The sequence below is a fragment of the Phytoactinopolyspora halotolerans genome (genome assembly GCF_010550675.1).
Taxonomy (GTDB): Bacteria; Actinomycetota; Actinomycetes; order Jiangellales; family Jiangellaceae; genus Phytoactinopolyspora; species Phytoactinopolyspora halotolerans.
On the sequence record NZ_JAAGOA010000002.1, the window covers coordinates 268,120 to 290,813 of the forward strand.

19 protein-coding genes, 2 tRNA genes and 1 other RNA gene are annotated in these 22,694 nt (G+C 68.1%); 7 read left to right on the top strand and 15 right to left on the bottom strand.

From position 1 onward, the window contains the following. Positions 1-3 precede the first annotated feature (3 nt). The 4 genes from G1H10_RS03575 to G1H10_RS03590 all read right to left on the bottom strand — a co-directional run bounded on the left by G1H10_RS03575 (position 4) and on the right by G1H10_RS03590 (position 3,837). The gene (locus G1H10_RS03575) at positions 4-936 is read right to left on the bottom strand and encodes a carbohydrate ABC transporter permease (RefSeq protein WP_163732760.1); all 933 of its coding nucleotides are present in this window, start codon (positions 934-936) and stop codon (positions 4-6) included. A 67-nt stretch (positions 937-1,003) separates the two neighbouring features. Continuing rightward, the gene (locus G1H10_RS03580) at positions 1,004-2,257 is read right to left on the bottom strand and encodes a Gfo/Idh/MocA family protein (RefSeq protein WP_163733334.1); all 1,254 of its coding nucleotides are present in this window, start codon (positions 2,255-2,257) and stop codon (positions 1,004-1,006) included. Positions 2,258-2,831: 574 nt separating this feature from the next. Beyond that, a tRNA-Pro gene (locus G1H10_RS03585) sits at positions 2,832-2,905 on the bottom strand. Between the two features lie 53 nt (positions 2,906-2,958). Then, positions 2,959-3,837, bottom strand: a complete 879-nt coding sequence (locus G1H10_RS03590; RefSeq protein WP_163733337.1) for a metallophosphoesterase — start codon at positions 3,835-3,837, stop codon at positions 2,959-2,961. 168 nt (positions 3,838-4,005) lie between these two features. Between G1H10_RS03590 and G1H10_RS03595 the strand changes: the two genes are divergently transcribed. Then, positions 4,006-4,461 (top strand): GatB/YqeY domain-containing protein, encoded by a 456-nt coding sequence (locus G1H10_RS03595; RefSeq protein WP_163733339.1) that lies wholly within the window; start codon positions 4,006-4,008, stop codon positions 4,459-4,461. A 66-nt stretch (positions 4,462-4,527) separates the two neighbouring features. Here the strand turns inward: G1H10_RS03595 and G1H10_RS03600 are convergent, their stop codons facing one another. The 7 genes from G1H10_RS03600 to ffs all read right to left on the bottom strand — a co-directional run bounded on the left by G1H10_RS03600 (position 4,528) and on the right by ffs (position 11,529). Further along, entirely contained in the window at positions 4,528-5,586 is a 1,059-nt protein-coding gene (locus G1H10_RS03600) for an aspartate-semialdehyde dehydrogenase (RefSeq protein WP_163732762.1), read from the bottom strand. Beyond that, on the bottom strand, positions 5,583-6,860 hold the full coding sequence (locus G1H10_RS03605; RefSeq protein WP_163732764.1) for an aspartate kinase: 1,278 nt from the start codon (positions 6,858-6,860) through the stop codon (positions 5,583-5,585). The genes G1H10_RS03600 and G1H10_RS03605 overlap by 4 nt, the downstream gene beginning before the upstream one ends. Before the next feature lie 94 nt (positions 6,861-6,954). Next, a complete protein-coding gene (locus G1H10_RS03610) occupies positions 6,955-7,554 on the bottom strand; it encodes a DUF5063 domain-containing protein (RefSeq protein WP_163732766.1) in 600 nt (199 codons plus the stop codon). Next, positions 7,547-8,146: a recombination mediator RecR gene (gene recR, locus G1H10_RS03615; protein ID WP_163732768.1), complete on the bottom strand. Its 600-nt coding sequence runs from the start codon at positions 8,144-8,146 to the stop codon at positions 7,547-7,549. The genes G1H10_RS03610 and recR overlap by 8 nt, the downstream gene beginning before the upstream one ends. Before the next feature lie 27 nt (positions 8,147-8,173). Beyond that, positions 8,174-8,608: a YbaB/EbfC family nucleoid-associated protein gene (locus G1H10_RS03620; RefSeq protein WP_216852871.1), complete on the bottom strand. Its 435-nt coding sequence runs from the start codon at positions 8,606-8,608 to the stop codon at positions 8,174-8,176. A gap of 498 nt (positions 8,609-9,106) precedes the next feature. Beyond that, positions 9,107-11,368: a DNA polymerase III subunit gamma and tau gene (locus tag G1H10_RS03630; protein WP_216852872.1), complete on the bottom strand. Its 2,262-nt coding sequence runs from the start codon at positions 11,366-11,368 to the stop codon at positions 9,107-9,109. Positions 11,369-11,431: 63 nt separating this feature from the next. Beyond that, an RNA gene (ffs, locus tag G1H10_RS03635) (signal recognition particle sRNA small type) lies at positions 11,432-11,529 on the bottom strand. A gap of 160 nt (positions 11,530-11,689) precedes the next feature. On the opposite strand from ffs, the gene G1H10_RS03640 reads away from it, so the two are divergent. The 6 genes from G1H10_RS03640 (at position 11,690) to G1H10_RS03665 (ending at position 17,259) form a co-directional block, all read left to right on the top strand. Then, positions 11,690-11,774 (top strand) — tRNA-Ser (locus tag G1H10_RS03640). Positions 11,775-11,985: 211 nt separating this feature from the next. Beyond that, on the top strand, positions 11,986-12,798 hold the full coding sequence (locus G1H10_RS03645; protein ID WP_163732775.1) for an LLM class flavin-dependent oxidoreductase: 813 nt from the start codon (positions 11,986-11,988) through the stop codon (positions 12,796-12,798). A gap of 13 nt (positions 12,799-12,811) precedes the next feature. Then, positions 12,812-13,582: a class I SAM-dependent methyltransferase gene (locus G1H10_RS03650; protein ID WP_163732778.1), complete on the top strand. Its 771-nt coding sequence runs from the start codon at positions 12,812-12,814 to the stop codon at positions 13,580-13,582. Positions 13,583-14,088: 506 nt separating this feature from the next. Next, positions 14,089-15,369 (top strand): ABC transporter substrate-binding protein, encoded by a 1,281-nt coding sequence (locus G1H10_RS03655; protein ID WP_163732781.1) that lies wholly within the window; start codon positions 14,089-14,091, stop codon positions 15,367-15,369. 109 nt (positions 15,370-15,478) lie between these two features. After that, on the top strand, positions 15,479-16,366 hold the full coding sequence (locus G1H10_RS03660; protein ID WP_163732784.1) for a carbohydrate ABC transporter permease: 888 nt from the start codon (positions 15,479-15,481) through the stop codon (positions 16,364-16,366). Beyond that, positions 16,363-17,259 (top strand): carbohydrate ABC transporter permease, encoded by an 897-nt coding sequence (locus tag G1H10_RS03665; RefSeq protein WP_163732787.1) that lies wholly within the window; start codon positions 16,363-16,365, stop codon positions 17,257-17,259. The genes G1H10_RS03660 and G1H10_RS03665 overlap by 4 nt, the downstream gene beginning before the upstream one ends. Here G1H10_RS03665 and G1H10_RS03670 read toward each other — a convergent pair. From G1H10_RS03670 to G1H10_RS03685, 4 genes are read right to left on the bottom strand one after another with little or no spacing between them, the layout of a single operon-like run. Then, positions 17,199-18,401, bottom strand: a complete 1,203-nt coding sequence (locus G1H10_RS03670; protein ID WP_163732791.1) for a sugar ABC transporter permease — start codon at positions 18,399-18,401, stop codon at positions 17,199-17,201. The genes G1H10_RS03665 and G1H10_RS03670 overlap by 61 nt on opposite strands. Continuing rightward, positions 18,398-19,531, bottom strand: a complete 1,134-nt coding sequence (locus tag G1H10_RS03675; protein WP_216852873.1) for a sugar ABC transporter substrate-binding protein — start codon at positions 19,529-19,531, stop codon at positions 18,398-18,400. Before G1H10_RS03675 ends, G1H10_RS03670 begins: the two co-directional genes overlap by 4 nt. Then, on the bottom strand, positions 19,528-20,232 hold the full coding sequence (locus G1H10_RS03680) for a response regulator transcription factor (protein WP_216852874.1): 705 nt from the start codon (positions 20,230-20,232) through the stop codon (positions 19,528-19,530). Before G1H10_RS03680 ends, G1H10_RS03675 begins: the two co-directional genes overlap by 4 nt. Next, positions 20,225-22,669 (bottom strand): ATP-binding cassette domain-containing protein, encoded by a 2,445-nt coding sequence (locus tag G1H10_RS03685; RefSeq protein WP_163732799.1) that lies wholly within the window; start codon positions 22,667-22,669, stop codon positions 20,225-20,227. Before G1H10_RS03685 ends, G1H10_RS03680 begins: the two co-directional genes overlap by 8 nt. Positions 22,670-22,694 lie beyond the last annotated feature (25 nt).

Below are 22,694 nucleotides of genomic sequence, written 5' to 3' on the forward strand. Positions count from 1 at the left end.
TCGTCAGTTCAGATCGGTCTGGCCGGCCCGGGTGGCCCGGTATTGCAGGAAGGTCACCGCGATGAGAATGAGCAGGAGTGCGACGCTCAACGCCGACGCGTAGCCGAAGTCGAACTGGCCGAACGCGTTGTCGTAGATGTAGAGCTGCAGCACGCGGCTGGAGTCCACCGGCCCGCCGTTGGTGGTGACCGACACGGTGTCGAACACCTGGAACGAGCCGATCACGGAGATGATCAGCACGAGGCCGAGGATGGGGCGGAGCAGCGGCAACGTGATCCGGAAGAACATCCGCAGCTCGGATGCCCCGTCCACGCGTGCCGCCTCGTACATCGTGTGGGGGATGGTCTGCAGGCCGGCGAAGAGCAGTAGGGCGGTGTAGCCCATGTGCCGCCACACGTTGATCAGGGCGATGGTCGGTATCACCCAGGTTTCGTCGGTCAGGAACGGGATGCGGTCGGTGCCGAGCCATTCCAGCGCCTGGTTGCCGATGCCGAGCTGGTAGTCGAGGATCCACAGGAACACCAGCGCCGCGACGACGTTGGAGACCAGGTATGGAGCGAGCACGACCGATCGCAGCACGGTGGAGTTGCTCAGCCGCTGCATGAGCACGGCGATCACCAGCGCGACGACGGTCTGCACACCGATGTTGATCACGACGTAGAGCAGGGTGACCCGCACGGCGTTCCAGAAGACGGGGTCGTCGATCATCCGGCGGTAGTTGTCCAGCCCGACGAACTCGGCCGAGGTGAGCAGATCCCAGGAGGTGAAGCTCAACCCGATCCCGCGCACCAGCGGCCAGAAGTAGAACACCACCAGGCCGATGGTGGCGGGAAGGATGAAGAGCAGGGCGAGACGCGTGTCGTCACGTCGCCGTGGACGCGTCGCCGGTTGCGATGACGCGCCCCGGGACTTCGGGGTTGTGGGGACGGTGGCCATGGTCGTTCCTCCTTGTGCGCCCTTGCAGGGAGGGGGGACAGGTGGGATACCAGGTGCCGGCGCCGGCTCAGTCCTCCGGGCCGACGCCGAAGTCGGGGATCGACATGCGCTCTCCGCCGGCCAGTGCGGAGGCGTGGGCGACGATGCCGGGTGCGGTGAACATCGCCGAGCGCCAGGCGTTCACGGGCGGGTGCTCGCCGGTGACGACGGCGCGGACGAAGTCGTCGGCGAGGAAGTGGTGCGAGCCCTCGTGCCCGTTGGGTGCGTCGGCGTAGACGCCGGGCAGCCGCGATCGATCGTGTACGGGGGCGGAGCCCGACGTGAACGCCTCCCGTAGTGCGGGATCCACGTCGGCGAGGTCGTCATCCGCGGCGTCCCGTGCAGGACGGCGGACCGGAACGAACTCGGCGGAGACGTCTCGGGACTCGCTCTTGTCGTGCCAGACACTCTGGTGGGCGAGCTGTTCGAAGCTGGCCTCGGTGCCGAAGAAGCGGAACCGTGACTCGCGGATGTGTGACGGATAACCGACGCGGCGCATCTCGTTGGTCCGCATCGCCCCGCCGTCGGAGAGCTCGAACAGCGCCGTGGCATTGGAGAAGCTGTTGTTGAACATGCTGACGTCGCGGTCGAAGACGCCGTCGCCGCGTTGGTCCTCCACTCCCAGACAGCTCACGCTGACGGCCCTGGCCGGAACGGCGCCGAGGACGCCGCCGACGGCGTGGGTCGGGTAGAGCATCGGCGGGTAGCTGGCGGTGGCCTTCCAGTTCTCTCCGCCGCTGTACTGATACGCGGCGTAGAAGCCGAGGTCCATGTCGTGCACGTAGTCGCCTTCGGAGTAGAAGACCTGACCGAGGGCGCCTTCGCGGATCTTCTGCCGGATGAAGACGGTCGCCGGGTTGTAGTAGCTCGTCTCGCCCATCATGTAGATCAGGCCGGTGCGTTCGACGGCGGAGATGATCGCCTCGATGTCGGTGAGCTCGGTCGCCATCGGGACGGCGGAATAGACATGTTTGCCGGCCTCGAGCGCGGCGAGCACGAGCGGAGCGTGGGTCCAGCGCTGGGTGAAGATGGCGACGGCGTCGATGTCGGAACTGAGCATCTCCTCGAAGCTGCCGATGGTGGTGGCGGTCTCGTAGCGCTCGGCCAGCCGCTCGGCGCGTTCCGGCTTCAGGTCGGTGATCTGGATCCGGCTGACGTTCGGATGCAGATCCCATAGCGTGGCGAAGCTCTTCGAGAACTGACCCGCACCGACGATGCCGACACTGAACGAACCGGCATCCGGATCGAGGGGGGCCTTGGGCTCGAGCGGGAGTGCGTACATCTGTTCCTTCCCATCCAATGGAGCGGCGTCCTTTTGTTTAGTTAAGCAATTATCCGTGTCACGGCCGCCGCGTTGTCGTGTAGACGCGCCGGTGCTGATCATCATGACGACGCTGGGTCACGGTGCTTCTGTGTTGGCGGAGACGCCCTGGACAAGGGCGTGCAACTAGGACGTCGGGGCTGGTCTCGCGCTGTGCGGCGATAGTGCTCTCGTGGTCTTCGGGGTGTCTCGACGCCGCGCTGCACGGCACCACAGTGCGGGCTATTCGTTCATTCTGTCAAGTAACTCAACAGAGGAATTTGCTTACTGTCGCGCCGGACCTTGCCGCCTGAGTCGATGGGCCGCCGTGTCGGCAAGGCGTGCGGACGCCACGACGCCGCCTGATCTGCGGATCCACCGGGCGAGAACGCGGCGGCCCGACCGCGGTTGCGGTGACGTCGGTGTGCTGGATGCCGATAACAAGGTGATTGCGTCATGGCCGCGGAGGACGGATCTTACTTACTCGTGGCACACGAGCGGCGCAGGACATGCGAAAGGCGGGTTCCTCGCGATGAGAAACCCGCCTTGAACTATGTCGGGGCTGCGGGATTTGAACCCACGACCTCTTCGTCCCGAACGAAGCGCGCTACCAAACTGCGCCAAGCCCCGTAACCGCAGTCAGCATAGCCGAGACAGGGCCGATTTCTAAAATCGGATTCGCCTCAGCCGGCCGTCAGCGTGAGCAAGGTCGCCTCCGGCGGGCAGGCGAACCGCACCGGTGCGTAGGGCGAGGTGCCGAGGCCCGCCGAGACATGCAGCCAGGAGGCGTCCGGGCCGCCGTGGGCGGGGTGCTGGGAGACACCCTTGACCCGTGCGGTGTCGAGATCGCAGTTGGTCACCAGCGCGCCGTAGCCGGGTACGCAGAGCTGTCCGCCGTGGGTATGCCCGGCCAGCAACAGCCGGTACCCATCCGTCGCCATCGCATCGAGCACGCGCAGGTACGGCGCATGCGCCACGCCGATGGCGAGATCGGCGTCCTTTTCGGCTGGACCGGCGGGGTAACGGTCGCGGTTCAGGTGCGGATCGTCGACGCCGACGAACGCCAGTAGACGGTCGTCCACGGTCAGCTTCTGATGCGTGTTCGTCAGGTCTACCCAACCGGATGCGGTCATGCCGTCGCGAAGGTCTCGCCACGGCAGGTCGGGTGCTTCCACGCGAGCGGGCCCCTTGGTGGGTAGCAGGTACGACAGGGGATTCTTCGGCCGCGGGCTGTAGTAGTCGTTGGAGCCGAAGACGAACACGCCGGGTATCGACAGCAGCGGTTCGAAGGCGTGCAGGGCTGCCGGTACGGCGTCGCGGTGAGCGATGTTGTCCCCGGTGTTCACGATCAGATCGGGGGAGAGCGCTGCCAGGCTCCGCACCCATTCGATCTTGCGGTTCTGCCGTGGCGTGAGGTGCAGGTCGGATAGGTGCAGGATCCGCAGCGGCCTGCTGCCGGGCGCCAGCACCGGGACGTCGAAACGCCGGAGGCGGTACGAGCGAACCTCGTATCCGGCCGCGTATGCCAGACCGCCCGTGGCGAGCCCAGCGAGGCCGATCATCGTCTTCTTCGCAACCACCCGCCAAGGTTGCCACACCCATGCCTGCCGGCGCTCGCGGGACCGCCGGCCGGGTGAAGGTTCGAATCCAGCCGGGGCCGGCTTCCGTGCACCGCGCCTGTCCGCTCACGGATGCGACGGCAGGCGTCTTCGGAGGGCAGACTATGCACCATGGCCTCTTTGAAAGATCGAATCAAGGGTGATCTCACCGAAGCGATGCGGGCACGCGACGACGTGCGCAAGGGCGCACTGCGGATGGTCCTGTCCGCGATCGGCACCGCCGAGGTGGCCGGCGAGTCCGCGAAGGAGCTGTCGGAGGAGGAAACGATCACGGTGCTGACCCGAGAAGTGAAGCGGCGACGGGAGGCTGCCGAGGCCTTCCGTTCCGGTGGTCGTACCGACAGCGCCGAGCGCGAAGACGCCGAAGCGGCGATCATCGAGGAGTACCTGCCGGCGCAGCTTTCCGAGCAGGAGCTCGCCGAACTGGTCGACGCCGCCGTGACGGAGGTCGGTGCGGAATCGCCACGCGACATGGGGAAAGTGATGAAGGCGCTGCAGCCGAAAGTGGCAGGGCGCGCCGAGGGCCGCGTCGTCGCCGACGCCGTGAAAGCCCGTCTGGCTTCCTGACATCACAACGTCCTGCAGACCGCGGGCCATCGGCCACACGGTCTGCAGGACGTCGCGGTGTGGCGTCTAGAGTTCGGCGGCGACCAGCTCGGCGATCTGCGCGGTGTTCAACGCCGCTCCCTTGCGGAGGTTGTCGCCGCAGACGAACAGCTCGAGCGACTGCGGATCGTCCAGGGAGCGCCGGACCCGGCCGACCCAGGTGGGATCCGTGCCGACGACGTCTGCCGGGGTGGGGAACTCGCCCCGAGCCGGATCGTCGTACAGGACCACACCGGGTGCGTCACGCAAGATCTCCCAAGCGACATCCGCGGTGACCTCACGCTCGAACGTGGCATGCATGGCCACCGAATGGGTGGTGACCACGGGCACCCGTACACATGTCGCCGAGACGGCAAGGTTCGGCAGCTCGAGGATCTTCCGCGACTCGTTGCGGATCTTGAGCTCTTCGGAGTTCCAGCCGTCATCCTTGAGCGACCCGGCCCATGGAACGACATTCATGGCCAACGGTGCCGGGAACGGCCCCAGGTCATCTCCGACGACGCGACGCACATCGCCCGGCTGCGAGCCGATGTCCCGGTTGCCGGCGACCTTGCTTAGCTGGTCATGCAGGGTGTCGATGCCGCTCTGGCCCGCGCCGGAAGCTGCCTGGTACGACGCCGCGAACAGGCGCGTGAGTTCCAGCTCCGCGTGGAGCGCGCCAAGCACGACGATCATGGACAGGGTCGTGCAGTTCGGGTTGGCGATGATGCCCTTCGGGCGGTTCCGTGCCGCTCGGGCATTGACCTCGGGCACCACCAGCGGCACGTCGGGGTCCATCCGGAACGACCCCGAATTGTCGACGGCGACGGCGCCACGCTCGGCGGCGATCGGCGCCCACTCGGCGGATACCTCGTCGGGGACGTCGAACATCGCGACGTCGACCCCGTCGAACACCTCCGGCGTCAGCGCCTGGACCTCGATCTCTTCCCCGCGCACGGGGAGCTTGCGTCCGGCGGAACGGGCGGACGCGACCAGGCGGATCTCACCCCAGACGTTCTGCCGGGTGGAGAGGATCTGCCGCATGACCGTGCCGACCGCCCCGGTGGCTCCGACGATGGCCAGCGAGGGGAGGTCTCTGTCTGTCATCGGCCTGTCCCTCCGTAGACGACTGCCTCGACCTCCTCGGCGTCGAGGTCGAAGGCACGGTGCAGTGCTCCTACAGCAGTGTCCACATCCTCGCCACGTACGACAACAGAAATGCGGATTTCGGATGTAGAGATCATCTCGATGTTCACGCCGGCCTCCGCCAACGCGCCGAAGAACTTCGCGCTGACGCCGGGGTGACTGCGCATGCCCGCGCCGATCAGCGACACCTTGCCGATGCCGTCGTCGTAGCGGAGTGCTTCAAAGCCCACGGCGGTCTGGACGGCGGTGAGTGCCTCCATACCGGCCGGGCCGTCGGTGGCGGGCAGGGTGAACGAGATGTCGGTGCGGTTCGTGTCGGCCGCCGAGACGTTCTGCACGATCATGTCGATGTTGACGCCGGCGTCGGCGATCGCATGGAAGATCGTGGCGGCCTCGCCGACCTTGTCGGGCACGCCCACCACGGTGATCTTCGCCTCGCTGCGGTCGTGCGCGACCCCGGAGATGATCGGGTGCTCCATGTCGGTCTGGTCACTTCCTTTGGACTCGTCAGACACCCACGTGCCGTCCAGCGTGGAGAAGCTGGAGCGGACGTGGATGGGAATGCCGTAGCGGCGCGCGTACTCGACACAGCGTAGGTGCAGGATCTTCGAGCCGCACGCCGCCATCTCGAGCGTTTCCTCGTAGCTGATCCGAGGGATCCGGCGGGCGGCCGGCACGATCCGGGGATCTGCCGTGAAGATGCCGTCGACGTCGCTGAAGATCTCGCAGACGTCTGCGCCGAGCGCGGCGGCGAGCGCTACGGCCGTGGTGTCCGAACCGCCCCGGCCGAGCGTCGTGATGTCCTTGCTGTCCTGGCTGACGCCCTGGAACCCGGCGACGATCGCGATCGCGCCATCGTCGAGCGCCTGGCGGATCCGGCTCGGCGTGACGTCGATGATCCGTGCCTTGCCGTGCATCGAATCGGTGATGACCCCGGCCTGGCTCCCGGTGAACGACAGCGCCTCGTGACCGAGGTCGCTGATGGCCATAGCCACAACGGCCATGGAGATCCGCTCACCGGCGGTCAACAGCATGTCGAGTTCCCGACCGGATGGAACCGGAGAGACCTCTTTGGCTAGGTCAAGCAGCTCATCCGTCGTGTCTCCCATCGCGGAGACAACCACCACGACTTCATGACCGGCCTTCTTGGTATCGACGATGCGTCGTGCCACTCGTTTGATAGCCGCGGCATCGGAGACGGAAGATCCGCCGTACTTCTGGACGACCAGGCCCACGGCGTACTCCTTGTGTAAGCGTGTCTCGTGCCCTGGCAGTCTATGCGAGGCGTGGCCGTGACCGGCAGTTGTCCAGATTGCGGAACAATGTGACTCAGGTGTCGACCTCGGCGAGCAGCGACCGCTCCTCCGCGTGGCTGGCATCGTTCCGTTCGCGATCGAGGCGCGTGTGCGCGATGAGCGAATGCAGCGCGCGGAGCACGGCGCCGCAGCTGGAACCCCAGGACGACAAATACGAGAACTGCCACCACCACAGCGCCTCGATCGTCCGCCCATCGCGGTAATGCGACAGCCCATGCAGCAAATCGGCCACGATGCTGGCGAGATCGTCCGAGATCCGGAACCCGATGACCCCACGGTCCGGCTCGAGCGGATCGACGACCTCGACGTAGGCATCGATCGGATCCAACAGCTTGGCGAGGCGCTCACGCAGCTCGTCGACGTCCGCGTCCGGGCCTGTGTCGGGTTCGAAACGGTCCTCCGGCACGACGTCGCTGATGGCTCCGAGCCGGCCGCCGGCCAGCGAGAGCTGGCTGACCTCCAACAGCAGCAGCGACAGCGTGCTGGCCGGATCATCGCCGCGAGCGATCTCCTTGGTCGCCAGCAGGAAACTCTCGATCTGATCCGCGATCTCCGCGGCGAATTCGGTGTACTCCTCGGAAGCAGTACGTGTGGTGGTCGTGTCGTCAGACATCTAGCAGTCTCCTACCCTCGAAAGCGCGGCCCAGCGTGACCTCGTCGGCGTATTCGAGGTCGCCACCCACCGGCAATCCACTCGCCAAGCGTGTCACATTCAATCCCATCGGTTTGACCAAGCGGGCCAGATAGGTGGCCGTGGCCTCGCCCTCGAGGTTCGGATCAGTGGCGATGATCAGCTCCGTGATGCTGCCATCCGCGAGGCGCGTCATGAGTTCCTTGATCCGCAACTCGTCCGGGCCGATGCCTTCGATCGGGCTGATAGCTCCGCCGAGGACGTGGTAGCGGCCACGGAACTCACGGGTGCGTTCGATGGCGACGACGTCCTTGGACTCTTCCACCACGCAGACGATCGACGGGTCGCGCCGCGGGTCGCGGCAGATCTGGCACTGCTCGTCCTCCGCCACGTTGCCGCAGACGGTGCAGAACCGCACCTTCTCCTTGACCTCGATGAGAGCCGCAGCGAGGCGGCGCACGTCCTCTGGGTCGGCGGCAAGGATATGGAACGCGATCCGCTGGGCGCTCTTGGGGCCAACCCCGGGTAGCCGCCCCAATTCATCGATGAGGCCTTGAACCGCGCCTTCGTACATGAGTCGTACCCCTGGGCCTCTGCGTGCCTAACCGCGGGCGCCGGGCGAGGTTCCGTCCGACTCGTCGTCGGAGTCGTCGGTGTCCTCGACAGCGCCGCTGATCTCCGCCGACGCGGCAGCCTGCTGGCCGCCACCGCCGAACAGACCTTCCAGCCCGCCCGTCCCGCCGAGCATGCCCTCGACTCCGGCGTTGATCGAACCCAGTTGCTCACTGGCCAGCCGCTGAATCTCTGCGTGCGCGTCCCGGACGGCGGCGACGATGAGGTCGGAGAGCGTCTCCGTGTCGTCCGGATCAACCACCGACGGATCGATCTGCAGCCCGGTCAGCTCACCGCCGCCGGTCATGGTGGCCCGCACCAGGCCCCCGCCCGCGGAGCCGGTGACCTCGCTCTCGGCCAGATCCTGCTGCGCGGACATCAACTCTTCTTGCATGCGCTGGGCCTGCTGGAGCAGCTGACCCATGTCGAAACCTTCCGAACCTCCGGGCGGGAACATGGTTGGGAACTCCTATGTGCGGGCGACGTCGAACGTTTCGAGCCTAGGGTCTGCGCGGGAATAACGTCGTCACTCCTGCATTCGGTCACCAGATGCTGGTGGCCCCGGAGCCGACCCGGCCCCGGTCGTGCTACACCAGTCTAGGCGGGTGCCGGTTCGGGTTCGACGGGGTGTGTTCGCCGTCGTCGTTGCGGGCGCGGTCCGCACTGGGTAACGACGATGTCCCGGCTCTTTTCCAGGCGGTTTGGCAATCTCGTGCGCGTTCGGCGATGTTCACCGTTGCGCTGAGATCTGCATGGGCGGTGTGTCCGCATCGGCTGCAATTGAACTCGCCGCGGGTGCGGGAGACTCTGCGGTGCTCTCGGGCGATTCGCCGCGCTAGCCGACGGCCCTACTGCTGACCAGCCAGTCTATTTCGTGTGTCCTTGCTGACGCGTTGGGATCGCCTTGGTCGCCGTGTGGGCGTTAGGAGTTCTCGGACTCCGAGATCACCGTCGCGCCGAGCGTCCGTGCCAGTAGCTCCTGTTCGGTCTCACCAGAGTTGTCCAGATCGTCGTCGTCGAGATTGGCGCCATCATTGGTGACCTCGCGGTGTTCGGGCTGCTCATCGGTCGGTACCGATTCACCCCCGTTGGCCCGCTGCTGGATGGCCGCTCTGGCCGCCGCTGCCCCGCGCGGCGGCGCGGCGGTCTCGGCGGCCTCGGCGGTGGCGTGGCCCGTGGCTGGAGTACCGGTGTCGGCCGGGTGGCCAGGCTCGGCCGGGTGGCTCGGCTCGGTCTGCGGGGCTGCGGACGCGGCCGCGGGTGCCGGACTCTGATCCGCCGCCGTACCTGGACGGCTCTCCGGTGGTGCCTGGCCGGCCGGCTGCACGCCGGCAGACGCTGCACCACCGCTCGCCGCCGGTTGCTGGGCGCTGCCGGCTGGGCGTTGCGCCGACCGGGCGCCGGCCTGCATGCCGCTCTGAGCGCTCTGACCACCTGCGGACGCCGACGGGTCGACGGACGGATCGACGATCGCTTCGATCCGCACGTCGATGAACAACACTTCCTTGACGGCCTGCTGGACGTATCGCTGGAAGTCCTCGCGCCGGGTAAAGGTGTCGCGCAGCGTCGGTTGCCGGAAGGCCAGCGTGAGCACGCCGTCGGCCACATCGGTGACCACGGACTCCTGCGAGATGAGGCTCCATGGCGTGCGCTTGATCTCACGCAGCCGCGCCAGCACCTCCGGCCACATGCGCCTGACATCGGCCACGTTGGTCCCGGGAGTGGCACCGCCGGCCGCCGGGGTGCCGCTCTGGGCCGGTGCGGAGGCGCCGGGTTCCGGTTGCGTGGGCGGCGGCGGTTCCGCCGGCGGGACGGGCTCGCGGGGCGGCGGTGGCTCGCGCGGCGGAACCGGCTCGGCCGGCGGAGGGGGCTCCGCGGGCGGGACCGGCTCGTTCGGGCGCGGCGGCTCGACCGGTGGCGCCGGCTCGGTGGCGGCCGGACTCGGCGCCGGTTGCGCGGACGCCGGTTGCGCGGCGGTCGGTTGAACGGGCGGTGCGGAGGTTGCCACGGGTGCCCCGGTACCCGTCAGCCGTCGTTCCAAGCGGTCGAGCCGGGCCTGAACTCCGGATGTGGCATCGTCAGCGCCCGGGAGCAGCAGACGCGCGCACACCAGTTCGAGCTGGAGACGGGTGGGTGTGGCGCCCTTCATGGCGGTGATGCCTTCGTCCACGACGTTGGCCAGCCGGATGAGGTCATGCGGGCCGAACTGCGACGCCTGCGTCGCCATCCGTTCGGCCTGGTCCTCTGCCGCGTCGATCAGGCCGTGACTGACGGCTTCCGGCGCGGCCCGGACGACGACGAGGTCGCGGAACCGCTCCAGCAGGTCGGTGAGGAAGCGCCGCGGATCGTGCCCGGAGTCCATCACCCGGTCCACCGCCGCGAAGACGGATGAGCCGTCGTGGCCGGCGATCGCGTCCACCACCTCGTCGAGGAGTGCGGCGTCGGTGAAGCCCAGCAGCTCGACCGCGAGCTGATAGGTGACGCCCTCCTCACCGGCTCCGGCGATCAGCTGCCCGAGAACGGACTGGGCGTCTCGCGCGGAGCCCGCACCCGCCCGTGCCACGAGCGCCAGCGCGCCCGGCTCGATCGGTACGCCCTCCTGCTCGCAGATCCACGCCAGGTTCTGTTGGAGCGTCTTGTTCGGGATGAGCCGGAATGGATAGTGGTGCGTCCGGGAACGGATGGTGCCGAGGATCTTGTCCGGCGCCGTGGTGGCGAAGATGAACTTCAGGTGTGCCGGCGGCTCCTCGATGAGCTTGAGCAGGGCGTTCGCCGCGCCCGGGCCGAGCTGGTGAGCCTCGTCGATGACGTAGATCTTGAACCTGGACGAAACGGGGGCGAAGTGTGCCTTCTCGCGGAGTTCGCGTGCGTCGTCGACCAGGCCGTGCGTGGCCGCGTCGAGTTCCACCACGTCAACGCTGCCGGGGCCGTTCGGGGCTAGATTCTGACAGGACTGACAGGCGCCGCAGGGGCTCGCCGTCGGACCCTGTTCACAGTTGAGCGAGCGAGCGAGGATCCGGGCCGAGGAGGTCTTCCCGCACCCGCGCGGTCCAGAGAACAGATAGGCGTGGTGGATCCGGTCGTTGTCCAGCGCACGCATGAGCGGCACCGTGACATGCTCCTGGCCGACCACGTCGGCGAACTGCCCGGGCCGGTATGTGCGGTACAACGCGAGGGACGACACTCTGCGAACCATAGTCCCCTAGGCCGACGCCGTGCATCTGCCACCGTTACGCCAGAGGCGGACAGTAGGGACCCCCCGCGCACCCGGCAGAGCCCACTTACCCTTGCTGCCTTCCGGCCCTGGGGGAGTTCAGCAGGAATACCGCCGCACGGGGGGTCGGCGACCAGTGTACCCGGATCTGCGCGCAGATCCATCCGCCCACCGCACGGCGGCTACCTGTCGCCATCAACGCTGCTCAGCGCCGTCGATCACACGTGCCCGTGGTCGGCTCGGCGGGAGCCGATTTCAGGGTCGGCCGGATCGTCGGATACGCTCTTCGGCGGAGGATTCGCCTAGTGGCCTAGGGCGCACGCTTGGAAAGCGTGTTGGGGGCAACCCCTCGCGGGTTCGAATCCCGCATCCTCCGCCCACCTGAACAGGACAGACGCCGGGCGACGCCCGATTCGGGCCGCCCCGGCGCCTGCCCGTCCTCAGATGCAGGACTCGCCGCCCTATTGGGTGTCGCCGACGCCCTGCTTCATTGATCAACCGATTGTGCGCTTGACGTGCTGTCTCCGGATGCTGCGCTTGGTAAGGTTCGGGTCCGTCCTAGTGCGGTACACGGAAAGAGGTCGCCCATGAATCGGCTCCGGTCGGCACTCTGGCTGCCACTGTTCGACGAAGTCGCCCATCCGCGGGTCGTGGCGCGCCTGGCCGCCGAGGCGGAGGAGGCCGGCTGGGACGGCCTCTTCGTGTGGGATCACCTGTTGTGGCGGGAGCCGGTGCGGGAGGTCGCCGACCCGTGGATCACGCTGGCAGCGATCGCCACCGCGACAGAGCGGCTGCGGCTCGGCCCGATGGTCTCGCCACTCACCCGTCGCCGGCCGACCAAGGTCGCGCGCGAGACCGCGACGATGGACCTGCTCAGCGGCGGTCGTCTGATCCTCGGCGTCGGCATCGGCGGCGACCGATTCGGCGGTGAGCTGTCCAAGACGGGCGAGCAGCTCGACGACCGGCAGCGCGGACGGATGCTCGACGAAGCCTTGGAGATTCTCGCCGCCGCCTGGTCCGGTGATCCGGTGCGTCATCGCGGCGAGCACTACATCGTCGACGACATCGCGTTCCTGCCCCGGCCGGTTCAGCGGCCCGGCGTGCCGGTGTGGGCCGCCGGCTTCCCGGGCAACCTCAAGCCAATACGCAGGGCTGCACGGCTGGATGGCTTTTTCCCGATCAATCTCGAGCACCCGGACCAGCTTGCCGAGGTCGTCGGAACCCTCACCGAGCTGCGCCAGGGGGACATGGCCTCATACGAGATCGCCATCAGCCTCCCGCGTGGTGTCGACCCCGAGCCATACGCCAAGGCCGGCGCGACGTGGTGGCTGCCGGAGCTCGATCCGGGGGTACGTCTCGACACTGTGCGAGGCGTACTCCGCGACGGCCCGCTGAGGTGAAGAGGCGGTCCCAATGTTCGACTACGACGCCGAGCTCCGCCGCTATCACGACCGGCTGTGGGACGCCCTCGACATCCAACCCGGCGATCGCGTGCTCGACATCGGTTGCGGCTCCGGCAAGACGACCCGGGACGCGGCCCGAGCCGCTGAGCTCGGGAGCGCGCTCGGCATCGACGTCTCCAGCCCGATGGTGGCGCTGGCCCGCCGACAGGCCGACACGGAAGGGTTGCGCAATGTCAGCTTCGTGCAGGCCGACGCGCAGGCCCATGCCTTCCCGGTGGAGCATTTCAGCCTCGGGATCAGTCGGTTCGGCACGATGTTCTTCTCCGACCCGGTCGCCGCGTTCACCAACATCGGGCGGGCCCTGCGTCCGGGAGCGCGGTTCGTACAGCTGATCTGGCAGGCCGGCGATCGTCAGGAGTGGGATGCCACGATCCGAGCGGCACTCACCGGCGGGCACGTGTCATCGATGCCGGCTGGAACGGCCGGCGACGCCTTCGCACTGGCCGATCCGGACGTGGTGGCGGACGTCCTGAACGCGTCCGGCTTCACGGACCTGGACGTCGTCGACGTACGCGAACCCGTCTACTACGGCCCGGACACCGACAGCGCGTGTGCTGCCGTACTCCAGCTGCGAATGGCGGCGGAGCTGGTCACCGACCTGGATGCCGCATCCTCCCAGCGGGCGCTCGATCGGCTGCGGGCGGTTCTCGCCGCGCACGATACCGGCGACGGCGTGTGGTTCGACTCCCGTGCCTGGCTGGTCACCGCCCGGCGGCGTTGACGGCCATCCTCGACGCCGCGGTCAACGGTGATGTGCTTGCCCCGCGAGCCAGAGATTCTGTGGAGCGATGTCGCCGGAATGCGCACTACTTGGCGCATCATTATTTCAATACGCTGCATTCTATAGTCGAGAATACCGTCCGCAACGACCCTCCGACTCTGGTGGCCCGCGGTAGAGGGGCTGCGCGAGGAGTTTTCTGTTTCTTCTGGGCGGCAGGATAATTGCCGCTACGCGCCGATTTTCTTGGTGACATTCTCCACCCCTCCTTGTTGGATAGCGTTGCTTGTCCCGGGACTCGGGCTGTCTCATTTTGGTAACGCTGTGCGTCGTCATACGGAAGGTCGCAAAATCAACGAATCGTAAATATCGACGTTGCCGCCGTAAATGAACTGCAAATATCTGCCGAAACGGGCTCGACCAGCGCCGTGGCGTCTGTACGCTGCCTGGACACACGGCCGGGACGTGGCCGTGTCTCATGTGGCGCCGTGGCAAGGAGGCAACGGAAAATGCGTCGTATGTCGTGGTTCGCGAGTGTTGCCGCAGTAGCCCTCGTACTGACGGCCTGTGGTGATGACGACAATGAAAGCACGACCGAAGGCTCGGGCGGGTCCGAAGAGGAAGCGTCCGGTGAAGTCGAGGTCTTCACCTGGTGGACCGAAGGCGGGGAGAAAGCCGGACTGGACGGTTTGGTTTCCGTTTTCTCCGAACAGTGCTCTGATTTCGAATTCGTCAATGGTGCGGTGGCCGGCGGTGCGGGGTCCAATGCCAAACAGGTGCTGGCGTCGCGGCTGCAGACCGGTGAACCGCCGGATACGTTCCAGGCTCACGCGGGCGGTGAGCTGCTGGACTACATCAACGCCGACCAGTTGGAGGACCTGAGCGGCCTGTACGACGAGTGGGGACTGTCCGATAGCGTGTCGGAGAACCTGCTCGATGCGATCACCCTCGACGGCGCGATCTACTCGGTTCCGGCGAACGTCCACCGCGCCAATGTGGTGTGGGCGAACCCGACCGTGCTGGAAGACGCCGGCTTGCCGGCTGAAGCGCCCGCCTCCGTCGACGACTGGCTGGCGGACATGCAGACGCTGCGCGACAACGGAGTGGACGCGCCGCTGGCGATCGCCACCGACTGGACCCAGACCATGCTGCTCGAGGCGGTGCTGATCGCGGAGCTGGGTCCGGAGGCGTATACCGGCCTGTACGACGGAAGCACCGATTGGGCATCGGCAGAGGTGCCGGCCGCGCTGGAGAAGTATGGCCAGATGCTGGAGTTCGCCAACGCCGACCGGGCGGGCCTGGACTGGCCGGACGCGGTGAACAAGGTCACCGCCGGCGACGCGGCGTACACACTGATGGGCGACTGGGCCGCGGGCAAGCTCGACGCGGACGGGCTCGAGCTGGACACCGACTATGTGTGGTGGCCCTCGCCGGGGACCGACGGTGTGTTCCAGTGGCTGGCGGACTCCTTCGTCCTCCCGGTGGGCGCGCCCAACCGGGCCGGGACGGAATGCTGGCTCGAGGTCGTCGGCAGCGAAGACGGCCAGCGGGAGTTCAACACGGCCAAGGGGTCGATCCCGGCCCGCACCGACGCAGACCCGTCGGACTACGGACCCTATGCGCAGGCGGCGATGGAGGATTGGGCCTCGGACGCCCTCGCGCCCTCGCTGGCGCACGGTTCCGCGGCCCCGGTCGGCTGGATCGACGCCGTGAACAGCGCGGTGGGACAGTTCAGCACCAGCGGCGACGTAGGGGCCCTGCAAGAGCAGTTGGCGGCTGCCGCCCAGTAAGCACGGGCGGTAGCGGAGTCTCTGACGTACCTCGGCGGCCCGGGCAGGCGTGAACCGCGCCCGGGCCGCCGGCCCAGACAAGCCAGTCGAATCCGTCGAAGGAGTGCGGGTGCGAAGCCGCATCAGAAACTGGGGTCCTGGCCTGCTGATGGTGGCCCCATCGATCGTCGTCATCGCCGTCTTCGTCTATGTGCTGATCGGGGCGACGGTCAACGAGTCATTGACCGATCGGCACACTGCGGCGCCGGCGGAGAACTACGTCGGCCTGGAGAACTATGCGAACCTGCTCGACGATGACCGGTTCATCCATTCACTGAAAAACCTCGCCGTCCTGACCGTGGTGTTCGTCACCGGCACCCTCGTGTTGGGCGTGTTGTGGGCGTTCTTGCTGGAGAAGGGGGTGAAGGGCGAGGGGTTCTTCCGCTCGGCGTACCTGTTCCCGATGGCGGTGTCCTTCGTTGCCTCCGGCGTCGTGTGGCGGTGGCTGCTCAACAGCGCAGAAGGTGAGGGCGCCGGCGGATTGAACGCGCTGTTCGGCATGGCCGGGCTGGATGTCCTGCAGAACCCGTGGTGGTCTCACCCGGACTGGGGGATGGCCGCGATGGCCGTGCCCGCGATCTGGCAGCTGTCCGGTTACGTGATGGCGCTGTTCCTGGCCGGGTTCCGCGGCATCCCGAATGAGCTGCGCGAGGCCGCGCGCGTCGACGGCGCCAGCGAGGCGCAGCTCTACCGTCACGTGCTCTTTCCGCAGCTCTCTCCGGTGGCGCTCACCGCGCTGATCATCATCGGCCACATGTCGATGAAGATGTTCGACCTGATCATGGCCGTCTCCGGCGCGCAGTACCTGACCGAGGTTCCCGCCGTGTACATGTGGCAGGCGTTGCTGACCAACGACTACGCCAAGGCGGCCGCGATCGCCATCGTGCTGCTCGTCGTCGTCGCGGTGCTCGTCGTGCCGTACCTGATCCACAACGCGAGAACGGAGCGTCAGCGATGAGCGCCGTCGACACCCGAGTACCGCAGCCGACCACGCCGACACCGCCGTCGCCTCGCCGCATGGGTCCCGACGCCCGGCGCGTCACGGCGCGCACCGTCCGCTACACCCTGCTGTTCCTGTTCCTGGTCTTCGTACTGATCCCGGTGTACGTGCTGCTCGTCACCAGCTTCAAGCCCGGAACCGAGGCGACGCTGACCGGAGCCTGGGATCTGCCGCAGAACTGGACGCTGGATGCCTGGCGAGAAGCCTGGGATGCGCTGAGCCCATCATTGTGGCGTTCGTTCGCCATCGCCATACCCGCCTCGATCGTGTCGGCGATTCTCGGGTCGATGAACGGGTTCGTCTTCTCCCGCTGGCGATTCCCAGGCTCGGACATCGTGTTCACGTTGTTCCTGTTCGGGATGTTCATCCCCTACCAGGCCGTGATGATCCCGCTGCGTCAGCTCACCAGCGATCTGGGTCTGGCCAGCGGCGTGCCCACGCTCATCGTGGTGCACATCGCCTACGGCATCCCGATCTGCTCGCTGATCTTCCGCGGCTACTACTCCACCACCATCCCCAACGAACTCGTCGAGGCCGGCCGGGTCGACGGCGCCGGGCTGATCCGCACCTACGCCCTGATCGTCCTCCCGCTGTCCGCCCCTGGCTTCGTCGTCACGCTGATCTGGCAGTTCACGTCGGTCTGGAACGACTTCCTGTTCGCCATCTTCCTGTCCAACACCCGGAACGGGCCGGTCACCATCGCGCTCAATGCGCTGGCGGGAGGCCAGCTCACCGACTATGCCGCCAGCATGGCCGGCGCGCTCATCGCGTCCTTCCCGACGCTCATCGTCTACATCGTCCTCGGCCGTTGGTTCATCGGGGGCCTCATGGCCGGCTCCCTCAAGACCTGAATCGGTCCTCGTGCGCGCCGGGGCAGCTCGCCCCGGCGCGCGAGGGTGTCCAGGGCGACGGCGACCGCCAGCACCAGTCCGGTCGAGATCGACCGGATGGCGGACGACGCCCCGAGCAGGTCGAGACCGTTGGCGAGCGACCCGACGACGAGGCTGCCCAGCAGCGCCGACCAGACCGAACCGCGGCCGCCGAACAGGCTCGTGCCGCCGATGACGGCCGCCGTGATCGCGGTCAGCATGAGATCGGTACCGCCCGAGGACTGGTTGACCGCGAGGAGTCGGGACGCGGCGAGGATGCCGCCCGTGACGGCCAGCACCGAGGCCAGTGCGAACACCGCCATCCGGATACGGTCGACCGGGATGCCCGCGCGCCGGGCCGCACTCGCGTTGCTGCCGATCGCGACGGCGTGCCGGCCCAGCTTGGTGCGGCGGGTGACGATGTCGAAGACCGCGAGCACGGCCAGGAACAGCACGACGGCCAGCGGTGTACCGCGGTCGGCGTTGAACACGGCGACCGCGCCCAGGGCCGCGGCGGCGATCAGCCCGGGTCTCCACATCTCCCATGGCCGGCTCCGGTCCCCGCGCGCGACCTGGAGCACGATCGTCGCGAGCGCCGCGCCCGCCACGCCGATGGAGAGTATCCAGCCGAGCACGGGAGAGAGGAACGTGCCGGCGATCGCCGTCAGGCCGTCGTCCGTGACGTTCACGCTGCCGGTGTCGCCGAGCACCAAGAGCAGCGCCCCCTGCCAGGTCAGCAGACCGGCCAGCGTGACGACGAAGGACGGGATCCCGATCCTGGTCACCATCGCCGCGTGGATGAGGCCGACGACGGCCCCGGTGGCCAATCCGGTCGCGATCGCCAGTCCGGCGGGCCAGCCCTCCTTCATGACCAGCACGGCGGTGATCGACGCGCCCAGGCCGGAGACCGCGCCCACCGACAGGTCGATCTCGCCGATCAGCAACACCAGGACGACGCCGACGGCGATCGCGCCGACCGCCACGATCTGCAGCATCAGGTTGGTCAGGTTCACCGCGGAGAGGAACCGCGGATTGAGCGCGGTCATCACGATCCAGATGACCAGCAACGCGAACGGTGACGCCCAGCGCCCGAGGCTCACCGGCGACACGCGCGGCGCCCTCACGGCGATGCTCCCATCACGCCCGCGTCGGTGCATTCCCGCTCCATGCCGGCGCAGATCTCCTCGACCGACCAGAACCCGTCCACGACGACGGTGGAGCCGATCGTCTCGCGGGTCACCGGAATCGGTTCGAGCAGCAGCGCCGGAACCTGCCCGTACCCGTTGTCGATATGGTCGGTGGCCACACCCTCGGGCACCTCACCGGTGCGGGCCAGCGTGACGGCGACCTCCGCGGCGATGGTCGCCTGGGTGCGGACCGCCTTGTAGACGGTCATGTGCTGCTGTCCGGCGAGAATGCGGCGGATCGCGGCCAGCTCGGCGTCCTGGCCGGTGACGGGCGGCGGCGGGTCCAGCCCGGCGGTCGTCATGGCCGCGATCGCCCCGCCGGCCAGGCCGTCGTTCGCGGCGTACACGCCGACGACGCGGTCCCGGTCGAGCGTCGCGAGCGCGCGCTCCATCGCCTGCTGCGCCTGGTCCGGCGACCAGTCCGGCACGTCGACCTCCGCCCCGACGGTGATGCCCGCGGCGTCCAGCACGGACGTCGCACCATCGCGGAACTGCGCGGCGTTGTGGTCGGTGGGGGAACCGTTCAACACGACGAAGACGTCGCCCTCGCGCGTGTCGCCGACCGCTTCCAGCAGGACCTGCGCCTGCAACGCTCCGACCCGTCGGTTGTCGAATGTGACGTGGAACGCCACCGGCGCGTCGAGGACCAGCCGGTCGTACGTGACCACGGGTACCCCGGCACTGGCGGCGTGCCGGACGATCACGGCGGCGGCCACCGAATCCACGGGATCGAGTACCAGCACGTCGGCGCCGTTGGTGATGGCGGCCTCGGCCTGGGCCTGCTGCCGGGCAGCGTCCTGGTTGGCGTTGCCGGTCAGGGTCTCGCAAGCTGGGCAGATCTCCTCGACGCGGTGCTCGAACGCCGGGCGATCCTGCGACTCGTACCGGGCCGTCTTGCTCTCCGGCAACAGCAGCGCGATGCGGGCGTCGTCGTCCGTGCCGTCGGAACCGACCGCCGCACAGGCCGGAGCGAGGCCGCACACCATGGTGAGCAGCGCGGCCACGACGACGGGCCGCAGCCGGGTGGCGCCGCGTCCGTTGGAGTCGTCCGGTCGCGCTCTGTTCATGTCGCGTCCGCGGTGAATCGGTAGCCGGCTCGTGGCTCGGTCACGATCAGCTCGGTCGAGTCCTTACCCTCGAGCTTGGCCCGCAGCCGGGCCACGTACACCCGTGTGTACTCGGTCTGTGTCTCGTAACCCGGCCCCCATACCCGGCGCAGCAGGGTGGAGTGGGACACGAGCTTCCCGGGCCGGATGGCCAGTTCCCGGAGGAGCGCGTATTCCGTCGGGGTCAGGTGTATGCGCCGTCCGGCCTTGGTGACGGACTCGGCGTCGAGGTCGATCCGGACATCGCCGGCCGTGATCACGGACGTCGCCTCGGCGTGCTGAGGTTTCGCTGGACGCGAACGACGCAATGTGGCGTGGATACGGGCGAGCAACTCCTCGATCCCGAACGGCTTCGTCAGATAGTCGTCCGCGCCGAGGTTGAGCGCGCGGATCTTGTCGGTCTCCCCGCGCCGGGCCGACAGCACGATGATGCCGACGTCCGAGCGCTCCCGCACCGTTTTGCACAGCTCGAAGCCGTCGACGCCGGGCAGCATGAGGTCGAGGAGGACGATGTCCGGATCGGCCTCCTCGAGCTGATCCAGTACTCCGGTACCGTCGAGCGACACGAGCACGCGATGCCCCCGTGCCAGCAGGTTGGAGCGGAGCAGGTCGACGATGTTCCGATCGTCCTCGACGATCAGCACGGCCGTCCGGTCATCCACCTGCCTGCCACCCTGCTGGGTCGGAGGTCTCCAACTGTTCAGCATGTCCCATTTCGTCCTCTTCCTTGCGGGGTTCGACGGGTAGCGTGATCCGGAAGGTCGTGGGAACCCCCGGCAGAAGCTCGCAGGCGCCGCCGTGTGCCTCGGCGATGCCCCGGGCGATCGCGAGGCCGAGTCCGGCTCCGCTCCCGCCGTCGCCGCGGACGCGCGGCTCGAAGATGTGCTCGGCGATCTCCGGCGGGATGCCCGGGCCGTCGTCGCTGACCAGGATCTCGACACTCTCACGGGTCGCCGTCGGACGCGCGACCACCCGGACCGCGCCGTCGGCGGGACCGTGCCGGACAGCATTCTCCAACAGATTGACGAACACCTGCTCCAGCCGGTCGTGGTCGGCCCAGATCGGCTCCAGCCGGACATCGATCTCCAGCTGGATCGCCTGATGTCTGGGCACGCAGCTGCGCGCCGCGGCCAGCAGCGGGCGCAGGTCGGTCCAGTCGGGACGCAGCCGCAGCACGCCGGACTCGATCGCGGACGAGTCGAGCAGGTCGCTGACCAGACGTTCCATCCGCGCCGACTCGGTCGAGATGGCAGCCAGGAATCGATCCACCGAGTCGGCGTCCCAGGTGAGATCCGGCTGCTGAAGTGTGGACGCGTACCCGTGGATGGCGGTCAGTGGCGTACGCAGCTCGTGGCTGAGCTGCTGCAGAAGGTCGCGCTGCAGCGCCTGCGAACGGCGCGCGGCCGACGCATCGCGCCGCGCCCGCTCCAGGCCTTCCCGTTCCAGCGCCAGTGCCAGCGACCGGCGCGCGTCGTCCAGCAGCTCCAGAGCGTCGCGACTCGGTTCGCCGGGGTCGAGCCATCGGCTGGCCAAGACGCCTCGCCCTTCCGGCAGCGGCAGCCCGGCGACGGCGAGGCCGCGGGCCAAGCGTGCGGGTGAACCGACCGTGGGCGGCGCGGCCTCGGCCGCCTCGCGCACGTCCTGTCCGTCCGTGCCGTCCAGGTCCACCGCGACCCAGCGGCGGCCGGTGCCGTCCTGCGTCGCCGCGGACTCCGGGAGCAGCATGCCCACCGCTCGCGCATTGAGTCCCCGGCACAGCGCCAGCAGCGCCGCGGACAGACCGCCGTCGACACGGTCCGGTCCGGCCAGGGTCTCCAGCATGGCGCGCAACGACTCCAGCACGCCGTTCCGGCGGCGGACCTCGTCCAGCAGGCGCTCGCGTTCGATGGCCGTGGCGGCATGGCCCGCATACAGCGACACGAGCTCGATCCGGTCTTGGTCGAGCTGCCCGGCGGACTCGCTGAACGCGGTGATCGCGCCCAGTACACCCTCGCTGCCCACGATCGGAGCGGACCAGGTACTGCGCACGCCCACGGCGGAGGCCGTCTCCAGGTATCCGGACCAGGCCGGGTCGTCACGGCTGTCGTCGGCGACGACGAACTCGCCGTATTGCACCGCGGTGCCGGCAGGACCTCCGGCGGTGCCTACCGGAAGCTCGTCGGTGACGGCCATCAGCCTGGGCGGCAGCCCGACCGCCGCGGTCCTACGCAACACGGGTCCGCCGGGACGCGTCTCGATCAGGTGGATACAGAGCATGTCCTGGTCCAAGGCGGCGGCGGTGGCCGACATGACGATCGGAAGCGATGCGCCCGGATCGGCCGACGAGAGCTGCTCGACAAGGCTCTTCAGCCGGTTCAGCTGACGGCGCGCCATCGACTCGGTCTCGATGCCGGACATGAGCGCGGTCACGTCGTCGGCGTGTACCTCAAGCGGTGAGACGTTCGCCACGAGCGTGCCGTGCCGCAGCACCAGGATCCGGTCGGCCAACGCGAAAACCTCGTCGAGGTCATGGCTGACCAGCAGGATCGCGCGTCCGTCGTCGCGCATCTCGCGTAACAGGCGTAGGACGCCGGTCCGCTGGATGACGCTCAGCGACGCGGTGGGCTCGTCCAGCACCAAGATGTCGGCGTCCGTGGTGAGCGCCCGGGCCAGCGCCACCTCCTGCCGCTCGCCGCGGGAGAGAGAGTCGACGCGGGCCCGAAGGTCACTGAGGCGCGAGCCGAACCTCTCGAAGGTGCTGCGCGCTTCGTCGCTCATCTGCGTTTCGGCCAGCAGGCCACGGCCGCGCTCGCGGCCCAGGAAGACGTTGGCCACGACGTCGAGGTCCTCACACAGCCCGAGGTCCTGCCAGACCACCGCCACGGCACCGCCGCGCGGGGCGACCTCGACGTGGCCGGCGTCGATCTCCGTATCGCCGGCGATGCAGGCGACGAGGGTCGACTTACCGGCGCCGTTCTCGCCGATCACCCCGACGATCTCGCCACCGTGCACGGACAGGGTCACATCGTCGAGAGCGCGCAGCCTCCCGTAGCGCTTGCTGAGGTTGCGCACGTGCAGCGCCACTGCCGCTCCGCTGCGCCCGGCCTCCGTCTCGGCCACCTGGAACATGCTACCGGCACGTCAC

Coding starts and splice junctions, on each gene's coding strand:
- G1H10_RS03665 (WP_163732787.1), top strand. CDS start 16,363: ATGAGCGCCGTCGACACCCGAGTACCGCAGCCGACCACGCCGACACCG.
- G1H10_RS03595 (WP_163733339.1), top strand. CDS start 4,006: ATGGCCTCTTTGAAAGATCGAATCAAGGGTGATCTCACCGAAGCGATG.
- G1H10_RS03600 (WP_163732762.1), bottom strand. CDS start 5,586: ATGACAGACAGAGACCTCCCCTCGCTGGCCATCGTCGGAGCCACCGGG.
- G1H10_RS03650 (WP_163732778.1), top strand. CDS start 12,812: ATGTTCGACTACGACGCCGAGCTCCGCCGCTATCACGACCGGCTGTGG.
- G1H10_RS03645 (WP_163732775.1), top strand. CDS start 11,986: ATGAATCGGCTCCGGTCGGCACTCTGGCTGCCACTGTTCGACGAAGTC.
- recR (WP_163732768.1), bottom strand. CDS start 8,146: ATGTACGAAGGCGCGGTTCAAGGCCTCATCGATGAATTGGGGCGGCTA.
- G1H10_RS03610 (WP_163732766.1), bottom strand. CDS start 7,554: ATGTCTGACGACACGACCACCACACGTACTGCTTCCGAGGAGTACACC.
- G1H10_RS03620 (WP_216852871.1), bottom strand. CDS start 8,608: ATGGGTCAGCTGCTCCAGCAGGCCCAGCGCATGCAAGAAGAGTTGATG.
- G1H10_RS03590 (WP_163733337.1), bottom strand. CDS start 3,837: ATGATCGGCCTCGCTGGGCTCGCCACGGGCGGTCTGGCATACGCGGCC.
- G1H10_RS03655 (WP_163732781.1), top strand. CDS start 14,089: ATGCGTCGTATGTCGTGGTTCGCGAGTGTTGCCGCAGTAGCCCTCGTA.
- G1H10_RS03675 (WP_216852873.1), bottom strand. CDS start 19,531: ATGAACAGAGCGCGACCGGACGACTCCAACGGACGCGGCGCCACCCGG.
- G1H10_RS03580 (WP_163733334.1), bottom strand. CDS start 2,257: ATGTACGCACTCCCGCTCGAGCCCAAGGCCCCCCTCGATCCGGATGCC.
- G1H10_RS03575 (WP_163732760.1), bottom strand. CDS start 936: ATGGCCACCGTCCCCACAACCCCGAAGTCCCGGGGCGCGTCATCGCAA.